General features: G+C 29.2%; 17 protein-coding genes. 16 read left to right on the plus strand and 1 reads right to left on the minus strand.

Translation table 11 applies throughout. From position 1 onward, the window contains the following. Nucleotides 1-23: 23 nt before the first annotated feature. The 8 genes from HMPREF0202_RS00685 (at nucleotide 24) to nusB (ending at nucleotide 8,136) form a co-directional block, all read left to right on the plus strand. Nucleotides 24-1,217: an MFS transporter gene (locus HMPREF0202_RS00685; RefSeq protein WP_023051550.1), complete on the plus strand. Its 1,194-nt coding sequence runs from the start codon at nucleotides 24-26 to the stop codon at nucleotides 1,215-1,217. Continuing rightward, nucleotides 1,210-4,626, plus strand: coding sequence for a DNA polymerase III subunit alpha (locus HMPREF0202_RS00690; RefSeq protein WP_023051551.1), 3,417 nt, complete (start codon nucleotides 1,210-1,212; stop codon nucleotides 4,624-4,626). Before HMPREF0202_RS00685 ends, HMPREF0202_RS00690 begins: the two co-directional genes overlap by 8 nt. 77 nt (nucleotides 4,627-4,703) lie before the next feature. Beyond that, nucleotides 4,704-5,117, plus strand: a complete 414-nt coding sequence (locus HMPREF0202_RS00695; protein WP_040405958.1) for an acetyl-CoA carboxylase biotin carboxyl carrier protein — start codon at nucleotides 4,704-4,706, stop codon at nucleotides 5,115-5,117. Between the two features lie 13 nt (nucleotides 5,118-5,130). Further along, on the plus strand, nucleotides 5,131-6,477 hold the full coding sequence (gene accC / locus HMPREF0202_RS00700; protein WP_023051553.1) for an acetyl-CoA carboxylase biotin carboxylase subunit: 1,347 nt from the start codon (nucleotides 5,131-5,133) through the stop codon (nucleotides 6,475-6,477). 66 nt (nucleotides 6,478-6,543) lie between these two features. After that, on the plus strand, nucleotides 6,544-6,921 hold the full coding sequence (locus HMPREF0202_RS00705; RefSeq protein WP_040405960.1) for an Asp23/Gls24 family envelope stress response protein: 378 nt from the start codon (nucleotides 6,544-6,546) through the stop codon (nucleotides 6,919-6,921). A 60-nt stretch (nucleotides 6,922-6,981) separates the two neighbouring features. Continuing rightward, entirely contained in the window at nucleotides 6,982-7,491 is a 510-nt protein-coding gene (amaP, locus tag HMPREF0202_RS00710; RefSeq protein WP_040405962.1) for an alkaline shock response membrane anchor protein AmaP, read from the plus strand. Nucleotides 7,492-7,502: 11 nt separating this feature from the next. Then, a complete protein-coding gene (locus HMPREF0202_RS00715; protein ID WP_040405964.1) occupies nucleotides 7,503-7,715 on the plus strand; it encodes a DUF2273 domain-containing protein in 213 nt (70 codons plus the stop codon). Nucleotides 7,716-7,728: 13 nt separating this feature from the next. Continuing rightward, nucleotides 7,729-8,136 (plus strand): transcription antitermination factor NusB, encoded by a 408-nt coding sequence (gene nusB / locus HMPREF0202_RS00720; protein ID WP_023051557.1) that lies wholly within the window; start codon nucleotides 7,729-7,731, stop codon nucleotides 8,134-8,136. 60 nt (nucleotides 8,137-8,196) lie between these two features. Here the strand turns inward: nusB and HMPREF0202_RS00725 are convergent, their stop codons facing one another. Continuing rightward, a complete protein-coding gene (locus HMPREF0202_RS00725) occupies nucleotides 8,197-9,696 on the minus strand; it encodes a YifB family Mg chelatase-like AAA ATPase (protein ID WP_023051558.1) in 1,500 nt (499 codons plus the stop codon). A gap of 267 nt (nucleotides 9,697-9,963) precedes the next feature. On the opposite strand from HMPREF0202_RS00725, the gene HMPREF0202_RS00730 reads away from it, so the two are divergent. From HMPREF0202_RS00730 to ruvA, 8 genes are all read left to right on the plus strand, one after another. Then, a complete protein-coding gene (locus HMPREF0202_RS00730; protein WP_023051559.1) occupies nucleotides 9,964-10,512 on the plus strand; it encodes a ferritin-like domain-containing protein in 549 nt (182 codons plus the stop codon). 112 nt (nucleotides 10,513-10,624) lie between these two features. Further along, nucleotides 10,625-11,185, plus strand: a complete 561-nt coding sequence (cobU, locus tag HMPREF0202_RS00735; protein ID WP_023051560.1) for a bifunctional adenosylcobinamide kinase/adenosylcobinamide-phosphate guanylyltransferase — start codon at nucleotides 10,625-10,627, stop codon at nucleotides 11,183-11,185. Between the two features lie 15 nt (nucleotides 11,186-11,200). Continuing rightward, nucleotides 11,201-11,965 carry an adenosylcobinamide-GDP ribazoletransferase gene (gene cobS / locus HMPREF0202_RS00740; RefSeq protein WP_023051561.1) on the plus strand — a complete coding sequence of 255 codons (765 nt, stop codon included), beginning with the start codon at nucleotides 11,201-11,203 and terminating at the stop codon, nucleotides 11,963-11,965. 9 nt (nucleotides 11,966-11,974) lie between these two features. Continuing rightward, the gene (locus HMPREF0202_RS00745) at nucleotides 11,975-12,562 is read left to right on the plus strand and encodes a histidine phosphatase family protein (RefSeq protein ID WP_023051562.1); all 588 of its coding nucleotides are present in this window, start codon (nucleotides 11,975-11,977) and stop codon (nucleotides 12,560-12,562) included. Nucleotides 12,563-12,564: 2 nt separating this feature from the next. Next, a complete protein-coding gene (gene cobT, locus HMPREF0202_RS00750; RefSeq protein WP_023051563.1) occupies nucleotides 12,565-13,614 on the plus strand; it encodes a nicotinate-nucleotide--dimethylbenzimidazole phosphoribosyltransferase in 1,050 nt (349 codons plus the stop codon). 20 nt (nucleotides 13,615-13,634) lie between these two features. Continuing rightward, nucleotides 13,635-14,327, plus strand: coding sequence for a RadC family protein (gene radC, locus HMPREF0202_RS00755; protein WP_040405966.1), 693 nt, complete (start codon nucleotides 13,635-13,637; stop codon nucleotides 14,325-14,327). Nucleotides 14,328-14,379: 52 nt separating this feature from the next. Further along, on the plus strand, nucleotides 14,380-17,220 hold the full coding sequence (gene uvrA, locus HMPREF0202_RS00760) for an excinuclease ABC subunit UvrA (protein ID WP_023051565.1): 2,841 nt from the start codon (nucleotides 14,380-14,382) through the stop codon (nucleotides 17,218-17,220). A gap of 4 nt (nucleotides 17,221-17,224) precedes the next feature. Next, entirely contained in the window at nucleotides 17,225-17,824 is a 600-nt protein-coding gene (gene ruvA / locus HMPREF0202_RS00765; RefSeq protein WP_023051566.1) for a Holliday junction branch migration protein RuvA, read from the plus strand. The last annotated feature ends 1 nt before the right edge of the window (nucleotide 17,825 follow it).

The raw sequence follows: 17,825 nt of genomic DNA on the forward strand, positions 1-17,825 counted from the left end.
GTCAATTTTAGGGGGAGATAAAGTTGAAACAAATAGATAGAATTATTTTGATAAATGTAATAACAACAGCTATAGTTTCAGGTGTATTCAATGTTTTTACAGGAATACATGTTAAAAATTTAGGTTTTGGTGAAGGGATAGTAGGGCAAGTACTCTCAATTGGGAGTGTATCAATTGCATTAGGATCAATGTTAAATGCCTATTTAAGTTCAAAACTTGGTTTTAAAAAAACAATTTCATTGGGACTAATTTTAATGAGTATTGGAATTTTAGGAGTAAGTTTTTTAACAAATCCATTTTTAATCAAATTATTTTCTGGAATAATGGGGATAGGATATGGATTTCCATTTTCTTCAATAGGAGTACTTTTAATTGAAAATTCATCGGAAAAAGAGAGAGTGAGGGTTTTTAGTAAGAATTTTGTGAGTCAGAGTTTAGGGACTGTTTGTGCTAGTTATGGTGCTGGAAGATTGATTAAAACTTTTGGAAAAATTTTTGCAGTAGAAAAATCAATTCCATTGGTTTATTTATTTTGTGCTTTTTTAATTTTATTTAGTTTTTATCCTTTAAATGGATTGAAAGATAGAGAGATAATAAAAAATAAGAAAAGCAAAGATTTTTTCAAAGGCTTTAAAGAGGTTATGAGTGGCCAAGCTTTAAAATTTGTTATTTATAATACAATTATAGGTTTTGGAGCAGGATTGGTAATTCCATTTTTTAGTGTATATTTGAAATTTTCTTTAAATATAGATAATGAAAAAGTGGGGATTATTATGGGGTTATCTCAATTGGGATTAGTTATAGGAGGTTTATTAGTTCCATATATTTCTAAAGTATTAGGAAGAGAGAATACCGTTGTAATATGTCAGCTGTTATCAATTCCATTTTTAATCTCAATTGCATTTCCTCAAGGTATATTTATATTAGGAGTTTCATTTTTATTGAGGTCAACTTTGATGAATTTAAATCAGCCACTTATTCAAAATATATCTTTGGAGACCGTAGATTATGAAAATAGAGCGTTGATGAGTAGTGTAGTATCTATGTCATCTAATGTAACAAGAGCGATAAGTATGATTATAGCAGGATATTTAATGGAAAATATATCATATAATTTTCCATACTATCTAACAGTAGTTTTATATTTAGTTGGAACTGCTGTTTTTTATAAAAATTTTAAAGTAGAAAAACCATTAAGAGGAGGAGCAGATGAATAAAAACTTTGTTCATTTACATTTACACACAGAGTACAGTCTCCTAGATGGGGTTGGAAGAATAGAGGAGTATTTAGAAAGAGCTAAAAGTTTAAATATGAAAGCAATAGCTATTACAGATCATGGGAATATGTATGGAGCTATAGAGTTTTATAAATGTGCTATGAAGAAAGGTATCAAACCGATTATTGGTATTGAAGCATATGTATCAGAGTTTGAAATGGAAAAAAAAGAGGGAAGAAATTTTCACTTGATACTTTTAGCTAAAAATCTAACTGGTTATAAAAATCTTTTGAAAATATCTTCAGTAGGATTTTTAAAGGGATTTTATTATAGACCTCGTGTGGATAAAGAGTTTTTAAAGAAGCATAGTGAAGGTATCATAGCTTTATCAGCATGTATGCAGGGAGAAGTCTCAAGAGCAATTCTTGAAAATGAAAAAGAGAAAATAATAGATGAAAAAATAACGAGTTATATAGAAATTTTTGGTAAAGAAAATTTTTATTTAGAGGTTCAAGGTAATGGAGTTGAAGGTCAAAGAGAATTGAATAAAGAGTTACAAAGATATTCTAAAAAACATGAATTAAAATGTGTAGCAACAAATGATACGCATTATGTTTATGAAGGAGATCATGTACTACAAGACTTAGTTATTTGTATTCAAACTGGAGCTAAGGTTTCAGATACAAATAGAATGAAAATAGAAACTAAAGAGTTATTTTTAAAAAGTAGAATGGAAATTATAAATTCTTTAGGTGAAGAATTTATTGACGCTATTGATATAACTGAAGAGATAGCAGAGAAATGCAATTTAAATTTAGAGTTTGGAGAGTTAAAGTTTCCAAAATATGAAATCCCAAATTGTGTAAAAACACCAGGAGAGTTTTTAAGAAAAATTGTATATAAAGGATTATCTCAGAGATATCCAAGTGGTTTAAGTGAGGAACTTTTAAAAAGAGTAGAGTATGAATTAGATGTTATTTTGAAAATGGGTTATGAGGAATACTTTATAGTTGTATGGGATTTTATCTCTTATGCAAAAGGAAAAAATATACCAATTGGACCTGGAAGAGGATCTGCGGCAGGAAGTCTAGTTGCTTATGCTTTAAAAATAACAGATTTAGATCCAATAAAATACAATTTAATTTTTGAAAGATTTTTAAATCCTGAGAGAATATCAATGCCAGATATAGATATAGATATTTGTCAGGAGAGAAGAGAAGAAGTAATTGAATATGTAACTCAAAAATATGGTGAGGATAAAGTAGCGCAAATAATAACTTTTGGTAGAATGAAAGCTAGAGCGGCTCTAAGAGATGTTGGAAGAGTATTAGATGTGAACTTAGCTAAAGTTGATAAAATAGCAAAACTAATACCTGCATTTTCAACATTAGAGGAAGCTTTGAAAGCAAATTCTGAACTTAGAGAGTTATATACAGAGGATAATGAAATTAGAAACCTAGTGAATCTATCGCAAAGATTAGAGAATAAGGTTAGACATGCTTCTATACATGCCGCTGGAGTTGTAATAACTAAAGATCCATTAATGGAAGTAGTTCCTTTATATAGTGACAATAAGGATCATAAAATTTCGACGCAGTATCAAATGAAAGAACTAGAAGAGTTAGGTTTACTTAAAATGGATTTTCTAGGACTTAGAAACTTGACTAATATTCAGAGAACTATTGAGTATATTAAGGAAAGTAAAGGAAAAGATATAAAGTTAGAAGAGATTTCATTAAATGAAGCTCCAGTATATGAAATGCTTTCGTCAGGAGATAGTTTAGGAGTGTTTCAACTAGAATCAATAGGTATAAGAAAAATATTGGTTCAATTAAAACCTAATAGGTTTGAAGATGTAATAGCACTATTGGCTCTTTATCGTCCTGGACCATTAGGATCTGGAATGGTTGAGAGTTTTATAAATTGCAAAAATGGATTGGAAGAGATAAAATATCCCCATCCAACTTTAGAAAAAGTTTTAAAAGAGACATATGGTGTTATCTTATATCAAGAACAGGTAATGAAAATAGCTAATATAATGGCTAGTTATTCTTTAGGAGAAGCTGATCTTTTAAGAAGAGCAATGGGAAAAAAACAAGCTTCTATAATGGATGAAAATAGAGAAAAGTTTGTTAAAAGATCTATAAATAATGGATATTCTAAAGAAAAAGCAGAAGAGATATTTGACTTAATAGATAAGTTTGCAGGATATGGATTTAATAAATCCCATTCAGCAGCTTATGCCTTAATAGCTTATTGGACAGCATATTTTAAACATTTTTATCCTGAGGAGTATTATGCTTCAATAATGACATCTGAAAAAAGTAATGTAGAGAATGTTGCATTTTATATAGAGGATGCAAAAGCACATAAATTAGAGCTAAAGTTATCAGATGTTAACAATCCAGTATCTAAATTTACTGTAGAAGATGGTGGAATTAGATTCTCTCTAGCAGCTATAAAGAATGTTGGAGAAAGTTTAGCTCAAAAAATTCAAGCTGAATTTGAAAAAAATGGAAATTATTTAAGATATGAAGATTTTATTTATAGATTGAGAGGACAGGGGCTTAATAAAAAAAATATAGAAGCACTGGTTTATTCTGGAGCTTTAGATTCCCTTCCTGGAAATCGTAAGCAAAAAATAGAATCAATTGAGAAAGTTATCGACTATGCTAATAAAAAAATAAAAGAAGATGATATTCAACAGATGAATCTTTTTGGAGGAGCGAAATCAGAGATGGTAAATTTTGTTTTACCTGATGTAACAGACTTTACTCCAGATGAAAAATTAGAAAAAGAAAAAGAATTTTTAGGTTTTTATTATAGTGCACATCCTTTGGATAAGTATGATTGGCTAATAAAAACGTATAAAATGAACAAAATTTCAGAAATAAAATTAGAAAATTCCCTGCATATAATTAAAACTTATGGTATACTAAGGGATGTGAAAAAAATATTAACAAAAAAAACAAAAGAACCTATGTGTACATTTGTTATTGAAGATTATTATGATCAAATTTCTGGAATTATTTTTCCAAGAGAATATAAAGATTATTTAAATATAGAACTTGAAGGTAAAGCTGTAGTAATAGATGGAAGTATTCAAGTTGATTATTTTAATGGAAACGAAAATAAAAAATTAGTTGTGAAAAATATGAAAGCTTTAAATTCAATAGAGTTTAATAAAAAAAATAGAATATATATACTAATTAATGAGAAATCTAAAGACAAGTACAATAGATTAAAAGAGATACTTTTAGATAGTAAAGGAGAAGTTCCTTTAAGTTTTGCTATAGATATTAATGGGAATAAAGAGATAAAAAACTCAAAACTGACGATTGAAATAACTCCTAGATTAATAAGAAAAATAGAGGAGTTATTAGGAGAAAAAAGTGTAGTTATAAGATAAAATTACACTTGTAATGTAATCTTGAATGATTTTTTAAATTATGTTAAAATAAGTGATAAAAACTGATGGAGGAACTTATGAAAAAAGAAGAGTTTCAAATTGAAGATTTAATTAATGTTTTAAGTGAATGTGGATTAACTGAAATTAGTTATGAGGAAAATGAAAATTTAAAAATAAAAATAAAAAAATCTCCACAGCCAAAAGTTGTAATGCCTAAAGAAACTCCACAACCTGCAAAAGAGACAGGTAAAAAAGAGGAGAATATAAAAACTGTAGTCTCTACAGGAATAGGAAAATATTTCTATAAAGATGCAGTTAAAATAGGTGATAAAATTAAAGTAGGACAAGATCTTGGTTATATTTATGTAATGGGATTAAAAACACCGTTAAAGTCTACAGTAGGAGGAGAAGTAATGGAGATAACTGTAGAAGATGGAGGCGTAGTTGACTACGGTAAAGTGTTATTAAAAGTAAAGGCCACAGCAAGATAATTGGGAGGATTTTATGTTTAAAAAGATATTGATTGCTAATAGAGGTGAAATCGCTGTTAGAATAATAAGAGCAGCAAGAGAGTTAGGAATAAAAACAGTTGCTGTTTATTCAGAAGCAGATAAAGATAGTTTACACGTTAGATTAGCAGATGAAGCAGTTTGTATAGGGGGACCTTTAAGTACAGAGTCATATTTAAAAATACCTAATATATTAGCGGCAGCAGAGATAACAGGAGCAAATGCAATACATCCTGGATATGGATTTTTATCTGAAAATGCTAGATTTGCAAGAATATGCCAAACTCATAACATAACATTTATTGGACCAAGTCCAGAAGCTATTGAAAGCATGGGTGATAAAGCTACAGCTAGAAAAACTGCAATAGAAAATGATGTACCATTAACAAATGGAACAGGAATTATAAGAAGTATAGAGGAAGCTAGAAAAGAAGTAGAAGAAAGAATAGGATATCCAGTAATGATAAAAGCTACTGCAGGTGGTGGTGGAAAAGGTATGAGATTAGCTAGAACTCCAGAAGAGTTAGAAAGCAAAATCATCGCTGCTCAAACAGAAGCAGAGTCTGCATTTGGAAATCCAGATGTTTATATAGAGAAGTTTGTTGAAAACCCAAGACACGTTGAAATTCAAATTATGGGAGATAAACATGGAAATGTTATTCACTTGGGAGAAAGAGATTGTTCTATTCAAAGAAGACATCAAAAGTTAATAGAGGAAGCACCATCGTATAAATTACCATCAAAAGTTAGAAAAGCAATGGGTGAGGCTGCTGTAAAATTAGCAAAATCTATTAATTATGATTCAGCAGGAACTTTAGAATTTTTAGTTGATAAAGATGATAACTTCTATTTTATGGAAATGAATACAAGAGTTCAAGTTGAGCATACAGTAACTGAGATGGTAACGGGAATAGATATTATTAAATTACAAATCAAAGTTGCAGAAGGAGAGAGAATAAACATATCTCAAGAAGATGTTGTATTATTTGGACATGCAATTGAATGTAGAATAAATGCTGAAGATACAACAGCAGGATTTTTACCATCACCAGGAAAATTAGAAACTTATATTGTTCCAGGAGGACCTGGAGTTAGAGTAGATTCACACTCATATCAAGGATATGAAATTTCTCCATACTATGATTCTATGATTGGAAAGCTTATTGTCCATGGAATCACTAGAGAAGAAGCCATAGAAAAGATGAAAAGAGCATTAAATGAATTTATTATAGAGGGAATTGATACAACAATTCCATTCCATTTAGAGGTACTAGACAATAAGGTATACAGAGCAGGAAAAGTTACAACGAAGTTTATTGAAGAAAATTTTGAAAAAAATTAAATAATAGCTAGGAAAAACTTTAAATAAATGTAATAATATATGTATAATATCTACGGAGGTGTTTTTATGAACGAGTTAGGAAATATAAAAATAGCAGATGATGTTGTAAAGACGATATCAGCAAAGGCAGCACAAGATGTTTCTGGAGTTTATAAATTAGCAGGTGGAGTAGCAGATGAAGTTAGTAAAATGCTAGGGAAAAAGAGACTTACAAATGGGGTTAAAGTAGAAGTTGGAGAAAAAGAGTGCAGTGTAGAGATATATATTATAGTTGAGTATGGATATCAAATCTCTGAGGTTGCTCAAAATGTTCAAAAAAATGTTTTAACAGCAGTGAGTACAATGACTGGATTAAAAGTTGTAGAAGTGAATGTATTTGTACAGGATGTAAAAATTTTAACAGATGAGTATGAAGAAAAGCATGAGGATATAGAGATTGTATAATTAAAATATGAGAGAGGCGTTTTATTACGCCTCTAATCTTTCTTTACAGGGGTGAGTTTATTGATAAAAAAGTTAATATTTTTCTTTGCATGGATAGGAATATTTACTATAGCTGTAACAGGAATAGGGTATATAACAATGCCACAATATTTTTCAACAATAGACACAAGCTCACTTATATTTAAAGTTGTTATTTTTAATATATGCTTAATATATATGTGTATATCAATATTAAAATTATTATCTAATTTTTCCAAAGAAAAAGATTATGTTATAAAAAATGAACATGGATCAGTTCATATTTCAACAGATACAGTAAAAAATTTAATAAGAGAGATTTTGTCAAAAGATAGCGATATAAAAGGTTTAAAAATAGAGTGTGGAAATAGAGGAAGCAAATATTTTGTTAAATTAAATTTAGATATGATATCAAATAATAATCTATCGTCAAAAACAGTAGATATACAAAATTTGATAAAAACTAATTTAGAACAAAAGTTAGATTTAAAAGTTGATTATATAGAGGTAAAAATTTCTAGATTATCACCTAGAAGAGACTCAATTGAATAGGAGGAGCAGATATGATGTTGGAAAAGATTATTGAAAATTTTATTCTTAATTTTAAGAAATATCTATATGCCATCTTAGGGTTAGTGATAGGAGTTCTTTTAGTTGAGTATGGAATGCTAAAAACTATTTTTATATTATTTTTGGCATTTATTGGATTTAAATTAGGAGATAGAGATTTTCAAGAGAAGTTAAAAAAACAAATATTAAATAGATTAAAGGATTAGAAAGGAAACAATAATGAGTAGAAGAGTAGCAAGAGAAGAGTTATTTAAAATAGTTTTTGAATCGGAGTTAACTGAAGTAAAGATAGATGAAACTTTAGCAAGTTATATGTTAAGAGATGAAACTAATTTAAATACAAATGAAAAAGAGTTTATTGAAAAATACTCTAATGGAATGGCTTTAAATGATGAGAAAATTACAGAAACATTAAAAAATAATATTACTGGTTGGAGCTTAGAAAGAATTGGAAATGTTGAAAAAGCACTTTTAAAAATAGCGACATATGAGGTTTTATTTGAGGATGTTCCAGCTGAGATAGTTGTTAACGAAGTTGTAGAATTAGCAAAAAAATATGGTGATGAGAAATCACATGAGTTTATCAACGGTGTTTTAGCAAAAGTAGTAGTTGAAAAAAATAGATAATAACTTTAAAAAGGAGAAGTAGTTCTAAAAAATTGCTTCTCCTTTTTTATTATTTATTATTTAATTTTTTCTAAAATTAATGGCTTCTAGCAAATGATGCTTTTCAATATTAGAAGAGTTTCCTAAATCTGCAATTGTTCTAGCAACTTTTAAAATTTTATGATATGTTCTCATGGATAAATTTAAATTTCTAATAGCTGTTCTAATTATTTGCTCACATTCATTATTTAAAGAACAATATTTTTCAACTTCGTTATTATTCATATCACGATTAAGTTTATTATTATTAAAGCGCATATTTTGAAGTTCTCTAGCTTTCATAACTCGATCTCTGATAATTTGAGAAGTATCACCTCGATCTTCATCTAAAATCTCTTTATCATTGAGCCTGTAAATTTCAACATATAAATCAATTCTATCAATAATAGGACCTGAAAGTTTTTTTGTATACCTTCTAATGTCATAAGGTGTACATGTACATAACTCTTCATCAAATCCATTTCCACAAAAACATGGATTACATGCAGCGATAAAGATTAATTTGGCAGGGAACTCCATTTTTCCTAAGCTTCGTGTTATAGATATTCTTTTCTCTTCTAAAGGTTCTCTTAAACTTTCAATAACGACTCTATCAAACTCTGTAAATTCATCTAAAAATAGTACACCATTATTAGCTAAACTTATTTCACCTGGTTTAGGTGTTCTACCACCTCCGATTATAGAGGATGTTGTAGATGTATGATGAGGGTCTCTAAATGGTCGGTTAATGATGATAGGAACTCTTTCACTGAGTTCACCGGCAATACTATAAATTTTAGTAGTTTCAATAATTTCACTCTCTGACATAGGTGGTAGTATGCCAGTTAATCTTTTAGCTAACATAGATTTACCACTTCCAGGAGCTCCAATCATTATTATATTATGCCCTCCAGCGGCAGCAATTTCAAGTGCTCTTTTAGCTCTTATTTGCCCTTTAACGTCCCACATATCTAAAGTATATTCAAAGTTTTTTATTGTATTTACAACTCTTTTACTACGAGTAATACCTTCTTCTATAAATTTAACAACATCTCTAAGATTTTTAACAGCAATAATATCAATATCTTTTATAATTGAAGCTTCTTCTAAATTTTCTTCAGGAATAATAACTCCTTTAAATCCTTTACTTTTAGCCAATAAAACACCGCTAATTATGCCTTCAGATCTTCTAACTTCTCCAGTTAAAGAAAGTTCACCCATCAGTAGATATTCTCTTAAAATACCTTTATAATCAGAAAGAAATTTCATTCCAACCATTATTCCAATGGCAATAGGTAGATCAAAGTGTGATCCTTTTTTTCTTATGTTAGCAGGAGTCAAATTAACAACAATTCTTCTAGGATCTAATAAATAACCCATATTTTTAATTCCTGACCTTATCCGATCGCGACTTTCTGATATAGTTGCATCACCTAAACCAACTATATTAAAAATAGGAAGACCATTAGTCACATCAACTTCGACTTCAACTAAAAATGGTTCAATTCCTAAATAACTTGAGCTTAACACTCGAACTAACATAAAAACCTCCTTATTTATAAATATTTTAAAATTTAAAATAAATTAAATTTTGATAAATATCAGAGTGAGTATTCTATATGACTACTGATATTTTATAATTTTCTTTTTTTTAAAAAATAAATAAAAAAAGTTTGACATATCCACAAAAAAGGTGTATATTATTCTTGTGAACAAAATTGTAATAATTACAAAATAGTAATTGTAACAATTTTAAAAAATATAAAAAAATATAAAATATAGACAGAAAATAATCGAGGAGGATTTAAAATGGCAAAAGTAAAATGTACAGTATGTGGAGAAGTATTTGAAGAGGCTTTAGGAGCTTGCCCTTTATGTAAGGTAGGATTAGATAAATGTGTTGCTTATGATGAAACTGCAGGAAGAGTTTGGGCAACTGAGCACAAAGTAGGAGAAGGATTAGCTTGCGGAGATGAAGAGATCATCGAAGGATTAAGAGCAAACTTCAACGGAGAGTGTATGGAAGTTGGAATGTACTTAGCAATGGCTAGAGTAGCAGATAGAGAAGGATATCCAGAAGTAGCAGAAGCTTATACAAGAATAGCTTTTGAAGAAGCTGGTCACGCTGCAAGATTTGCAGAGTTATTAGGAGAAGTTGTAACTGATTCTACAGAAGAGAACTTAAAGAGAAGAGTAGAAGCTGAGTATGGAGCAACTTCAGGAAAATTCGATATTGCTAAGAGAGCTAAACAATTAGGATTCGATGCAATTCACGATACAGTTCATGAAATGGCTAAAGATGAAGCTAGACACGGAAGAGCTTTCTTAGGATTATTAGAGAGACATTTCCAAAAATAATAATAAATAGTTAGAGTGCTTAATATATTTAAGCACTCTTTTTCGTTATGTTGAAGTTTTGATTAGATTGTGATACTATTAAAGTATTATAAAGGGATAAAAGGTGAGATGCTTGGGGAAAATAATTTATGTAACTGGTGGAGCAAGAAGTGGGAAAAGTTCATTTGCTGAAAAAAAAGTTTTTCAATTGAATAAGGAGAAGATTTATGTAGCTACAGCGATATCTTTTGATGAAGAGATGAAGGAAAGAGTAAGACTACACAAAATTCAAAGAGGAGAAAATTGGATAACAATAGAGGCATATAAAAATCTTTATAAAATTTTAGAAGAATATAAAGAGTTAAATGGAGTTGTATTACTAGATTGTTTAACAAATTTAGTCACAAATATTATGATTATGGATAGAGATATCAACTGGGATAAAATAACTCAAGATATTGTTAAAGAGATTGAGGAAGAGATTGAAAATGAAGTTCAAAAATTAATAGATTTTATAAAAAATAGTTCATTAGATATGGTTGTAGTTTCTAATGAAGTTGGAATGGGATTAGTTCCTCCGTATGCTTTAGGAAGATATTTTAGAGATATAGGCGGTAGAATAAATCAATTGGTTGCAAAAGAATGCCATGAAGCGTATTTAATAGTTTCTGGATTAGAGTTAAAATTAAAATAGAGTTTGGAGGAGAAAATGAAAGGTTTAGCTTTACTTTTTAAATTTATGACAAGATTACCATTTCCAGGAGGAAAAACTTTTGATTCGAAAGCTTTAGGAAAAGGGATGAAATGGTTTCCAATAGTAGGATTAGTGATAGGTATTATAAACTTAGCTGTGGCAATGGTTTTAGAAACATTTATTCCATCGCCTATTTTAATAGCAATAATCTTAGTTACTCTTGATGTTATAGTAACTGGTGGATTACATTTAGATGGTCTAGCGGATACTTTTGATGGAATATTTAGCTATAGAAGTAAACAAAAAATGTTAGAGATTATGAAAGACTCTAGAGTTGGAACAAATGGTGTTTTAGTTTTAATACTTTACTTTATATTTAAAGTTGCTTTCTTAGTAGAAACATCTGAATTGTTTGGAGTAAATCAAGGTGTAATAATGCTTATTGTACCTATATTAGCTAGAATAAATAGTGTAGTCAACTGTGCTTTTGAGCCTTATGCAAGAGCCACTGGAATGGGTAAAACTTTTGTTGATAACACTGATAAGATGGGATTATTAATATCTTATGTCACTGTTACAGCTATATTATATGGAATAGCTCAGTACTTTATGTTACCATTTATAAGTTTATTTATTGTTTTAAATATACTAATTGTTTGTGGATTTTTATTTGGAAAGTTAATGACAAAAAAAATAGGTGGTATAACTGGGGATACTTTAGGAGCATTGTTAGAGTTATCTTCAGTACTTTCGTTAGTTTTAATGTATGTAACTTTATAGGTGAGATTGATGGGGCAAATTATTTTAGTTAGGCATGGTGAATCAAAATTAAATATTGAAGGGGTTTACTATGGAATTTTAGATCCAGAATTAACAGAAAAAGGAAAAGAGCAGGCAGAAAAAACTAGGGAAATTTTAAAAAGTATAAATTATGAAAAGATATATGCAAGCGATTTAAGAAGAGCAATAGACACAGCAGAGATTGTAAATTATAAAAAATTAGAAATCTTAATTGATCAAGAATTACGTGAACTAAATTTTGGAATATTTGAAGGACATAGTTATAAAGAACTTTTGGACAAATATCCAGAGGAGTTAAAAAAGAGTCAAAGTAATTGGGAAAATTATAATTATATAACTGGCGAAAGTGTTTTAGAGCTTCAAAAAAGAGCTATTAATTTTATAGAGAAGAAAGTTGATTTAGATGGAACAACAGTTTTAGTTACTCACTGGGGAGTAATTAATACTATTTTAAGTCATTACTTTTCTAATGGATTAGAATCTTATTGGAAGTTTAGTGTAGAAAATGGTGGTGTAGTTATAATTGAATTTTCTGAAGGATATCCCATATTAAAGGGATTAAATATAGGGGGCTAAAATTGGACAGAATAAAAAAGATTCAAAATGATATAATTGGTGTTGATACAGAAGCTATAAAAGAGTGTAAAAAAATATTAGATTCTAGAATGAAACCTGAGAAAAGTTTAGGTGTTTTAGAAGATTTAGCAATGAAAGTAGCGGGAATAACAGGCCAACCCTTAAATGAACTAAAAGCTGGGTGTCATTTTATAGCATCGTCTGATAATGGAGTTATAGAAGAAGGAGTATCATCTTGTCCAATAGAATATACAAGAATAGTTTCAGAAGCAATGTTAAGCTCTTTTGCAGCTATTGGAATTTTATGTAAAAGTTTAGGAATACCTCTAAATTTGATAGATATTGGAATAAAAGGAGATATTCCAAGAAACTATGAAAACTTATACGTAAAAAAAATAGCTTATGGAACTAAAAATTTTAGTAAGGAACCTGCTATGAGTTTAGATGAGGTAATAAAAGCAATCTTAGTTGGAGTAGAAATAATAAAAGAAAAAAAAGAGTATGATTTCTTCTCTAATGGAGAGATGGGAATAGCTAATACAACAACAAGTTCAGCTATATTATACGCCTTAACAAAAGAGGATATAGAAAAAGTTGTAGGTTGTGGTGCAGGACTTTCAGATGAAGGATTAAGACGAAAAAAAGATGTGATAAAAGATGCTTGTCTGAAATATGATTTATTTAATAAAGAGCCAATAGAAGTTTTAAGATGCGTTGGTGGACTTGATATAGCATGTATGGTTGGACTTTACTTAGGTGCAGCATTAGAGAGAAAGCCTATGTTAATAGATGGTTTTATATCAGCAGTAGCAGCATTAGTTGCAACTAGAATAGAACCAAAGGTAAAAAATTACCTAATAGGAACTCATATGAGTGAAGAACCAGGAATGAAAGTCGTTATGACAGCACTAGATTTAAAAACATTTTTACATATGGAGATGCGTTTAGGAGAAGGAACTGGAGCAGTTTTGGCGTATCCTATTTTGAAAGCAGCAGTAGAAATTCCTAAAATAATGAAAACAAAAGATGAGGTTTATGAAATATTTCAATAAAGTAATAAGGGGTGATTATTTTGGAAAAAAACCAAATGCAAGGACACCGAAAGAGATTACGAGAGAAGTATTTAAAAGTTGGATATAAGGGTTTAGAGGATTATGAAATTTTAGAGCTACTGTTAACTTATTCAATAAAATTAAAAGATTGTAAAGGTATTGCAAAGAATTTATTGTCAAAATTTAAAAGCATAGATAAAGTGATAAATGCTGAGTTAAATGATTTAAAAGAAATTGAAGGTGTTGGTGCAGAGACAGCTTTATATTTAAAAGTAATTGGTGAAACTATGTCTAATCACTATTTTAAAAATGTGAAAAATGCTGATTTAACAACTTTGAAAGGCAAAAATGATTTGGTAAATTATTTGAAAGACGATGTAGGTACTTTGAAAAGTGAAGAGTTTAAAGTGATTTACCTAAGTAGTGATAATAAGATTGTATGTGATGAGATTTTATTTAAGGGAACAATTGATAGAAGTGTAGTTTATCCCAGAAAGATAATGGAAAGAGCAATTGATAATAGAGCTAAAGGAATAATATTTGCTCATAACCATCCAAGTGGAAATTTAACTCCATCTAAAAAAGATATTGAATTAACATTAGAAATGCAAGAGTTACTAGAAAAGGTAGATATAAAATTATTAGACCATATTATTGTTAGTGATGAGTCTTATTTTAGTTTTTATGAAAATGGACTAATTGAATATTATTAAAAAGTTTAGCCCTCTTACGTTGATTAAGAGGGTCTTTTAGTAAGGAGGAAAAATGTTAGACAAAATAATTATAAAAGGTGCTAGAGAACATAATCTTAAAAATTTTGATATAGAAATTCCAAAGTATAAATTTGTTGTTGTAACAGGAGTAAGTGGAAGTGGAAAATCATCGCTAGCATTTGATACTATTTATTCAGAAGGGCAAAGAAGATATGTAGAAAGTTTATCGGCTTATGCAAGACAATTCATTGGACAAATGAAAAAGCCAGAGGTAGATAGCATAGAAGGGTTAGCACCGGCTATTTCAATTGAACAAAAAACAACAAATAAAAATCCAAGATCAACAGTAGGGACAGTAACAGAGATATATGATTATATGAGATTATTATTTGCACATATAGGTAAAGCACATTGTCCAATATGTGGAAAATTAGTAGAGAGACAAAGTGTTGATGAAATTGTAGAAAATGTATATGAAAAATTTAATAATGGTGACAGACTAATGATTTTAAGTCCTGTTGTCAAAGATAAAAAAGGAACACACAAAAATCTATTTTTAAATCTTGTAAAAAAGGGATTTGTAAGAGCAAGAGTTAATGGTGAAATTCTTTATATTGAAGAGGAAATAAACTTAGATAAAAACAAAAAGCATAATATTGAAGTTGTTGTAGATAGAATTGTTGTAGATAAGGAAGATGAGGAGTTTAAATCAAGATTAACTCAAAGTATAGAGCAAGGTATAGAACTATCTGAAGGAAAAATAATAATAAACTGGGGAGATGGAGAACAATTATATAGTGAAAATTTTTCATGTCCAGATCATGAAAATGTAAGTATTCCAGATTTAAACCCGAGACTATTCTCTTTTAATGCTCCTTTTGGAGCTTGTCCTGAATGCAAAGGAATAGGGAAAAAATTAGAAATTGATGAAAGTAGACTAATAGAGGATGAAAACTTATCAATATTAAAAGGTGGATTATATGTTCCAGGAGCAGCATCAGCTAAAAAGGGTTATACATGGACAATATTTGAATCTATGGCGAAAAAATATAAAATTGATTTAGATAAACCAGTAAAAGATTTAACTAAAAAAGAGATGGATATAATTTTTTATGGAACTGATGGAGAGAAATTTAGAGTGGACTATACATCAAAAGAGTTTAGTTTTCATGGAGAAAAGGATTTTGAAGGAATTGTAAAGAATTTAGAAAGGAGATATAATGAATCGTTTTCAGAGAGCTCTAGAGAAGAGATAGAAAATAGATTTATGATAGAAAGAATATGTAAGGTATGTCATGGAAAAAGATTAAAGCCAGAAGTTTTAGCTGTAACTGTTTATAATAAAAATATAATTGAGATAACAGAACTAAGTATAAAAGATGCTCTAAATTTTTTTGAAAATATAAAGTTAACAGAAAAAGAGAAACAAATAGCAGCAGAGATCTTAAAAGAGATAAAAGAAAGAATATCGTTTATGATAAATGTGGGATTAGATTATTTGAGTTTAGCTAGAGAGACAAAAACATTATCTGGAGGAGAGTCTCAAAGGATTAGATTGGCAACTCAAATTGGGTCAGGGCTAACAGGTGTATTGTATGTTTTAGATGAACCAAGTATTGGATTACATCAAAGAGATAATGATAAACTTTTAGCTACTTTAAATAGATTGAAAGAGTTAGGAAATACACTTATTGTTGTTGAACACGATGAAGATACAATGCATCAAGCTGATTATATTTTAGATATGGGACCGGGAGCAGGAGTGTTTGGTGGTGAAATTGTAGCTGCAGGAACACCACAAGAAGTTATGGATAATGAGACTTCAATGACAGGGAGATATTTAAAAGGTGAAATAGGTATAACGGTACCAGAAAAGAGAAGAGAGCCCAAAGGGTATATAACTTTAAAAGGAGCAAAGGGGAATAATTTAAAGAATGTAGATGTAGATATACCTTTAGGTGTTTTAACTGTTGTAACAGGAGTAAGTGGAAGTGGAAAATCAACACTAATAAATCAAACTCTTTATCCAATTTTATTTAATAAATTAAATAAAGGTAAGCTTTATCCATTAGAATATTCTTCTATTGAAGGATTAGAAAGTTTAGATAAAGTTATAGATATAGATCAAAGTCCTATTGGAAGAACTCCAAGATCAAATCCAGCTACATATACAAAAGTATTTGATGATATTAGAGATATTTTCTCTCAAACAAAAGATGCAAAAGCTAAGGGATACTCAAAAGGTCGTTTTTCTTTTAATGTAAAAGGAGGACGATGTGAAGCATGTCAGGGTGCTGGAATAATCAAAATTGAAATGAATTTTTTACCTGATGTTTATGTTGAATGTGAGGTATGTAGAGGAAAAAGATATAATAGGGAAACACTGGAAGTTTACTACAAAGGAAAAAATATTTCAGATGTATTGGACATGAGCGTGGGAGAAGCCTATGATTTCTTCAAAACAATACCAACATTAGAAAGAAAACTAAAGGTATTAGTAGATGTAGGGTTAGATTATATAAAATTAGGTCAACCTGCTACAACGCTATCTGGAGGAGAAGCTCAAAGAATAAAATTAGCAAGTGAATTATCTAAAGTATCAAAAGGAAAAACTGTATATATTTTAGATGAGCCAACAACAGGATTACATTTTGAAGATATAAGAAAACTTTTAGAAGTAATTAATAGATTAGTGGAAAAAGGAAATACAGTTATAATTATAGAACATAATTTAGATGTAATAAAAAATGCTGATTACATAATCGATATAGGACCTGAAGGTGGAGATGGTGGAGGAAAAGTTATTTTAACAGGAACTCCAGAAAAAATAGCTTCTTCTAAAAAAGGTTATACAAGTAAATACTTAAAAAAAGCATTAAAAGGAGAGAGATAAAATAATGTTTGAATATTTAAATGGAGTAATAAAAATAAAAAAACCAGAATATTTAGCAGTGGATGTAAATGGGGTAGGGTATAGAGTTTACATAACTTTAAAAACTTATGATCAAGTACAGGTGGGAGAGAAAAAAGAGCTATATATATATAATGTAATAAAAGAAGATGCATTTAAACTAGTAGGGTTTTTACAGGAGAGAGAAAGAGTTCTTTTTGAGATGTTAATAGGAATAAGTGGAATAGGATTATCACTAGCCCTTTCTATAATGTCAACATTTTCAATAGACAATATTAGAGAGATTGTTTTAACAGAAGATTTTAAGACGTTAAAAAGAGTTCCAAAATTAGGAGAAAAAAAATCAAAGCAAATAATTATAGATTTAAATAATAAGATTAAAACATTAAATTTAATGTCTATGGAAGATCCATCAGGAGATATGCTAAATAATGCGATTGAAGAAGAGTTATATATGGCATTGGATTCTTTAGGATACAGTAAAAAGGAAATAGATTCTATGATAAGTAAAGATGAGTTAAATAGTTATTCTACTTTGGAAGAGGCAATTAAGGGAGTTTTAAAAAAAATTCAATTAAGGGGATGAT

It is taken from the genome of Cetobacterium somerae ATCC BAA-474 (assembly GCF_000479045.1).
GTDB lineage: Bacteria > Fusobacteriota > Fusobacteriia > Fusobacteriales > Fusobacteriaceae > Cetobacterium_A > Cetobacterium_A somerae.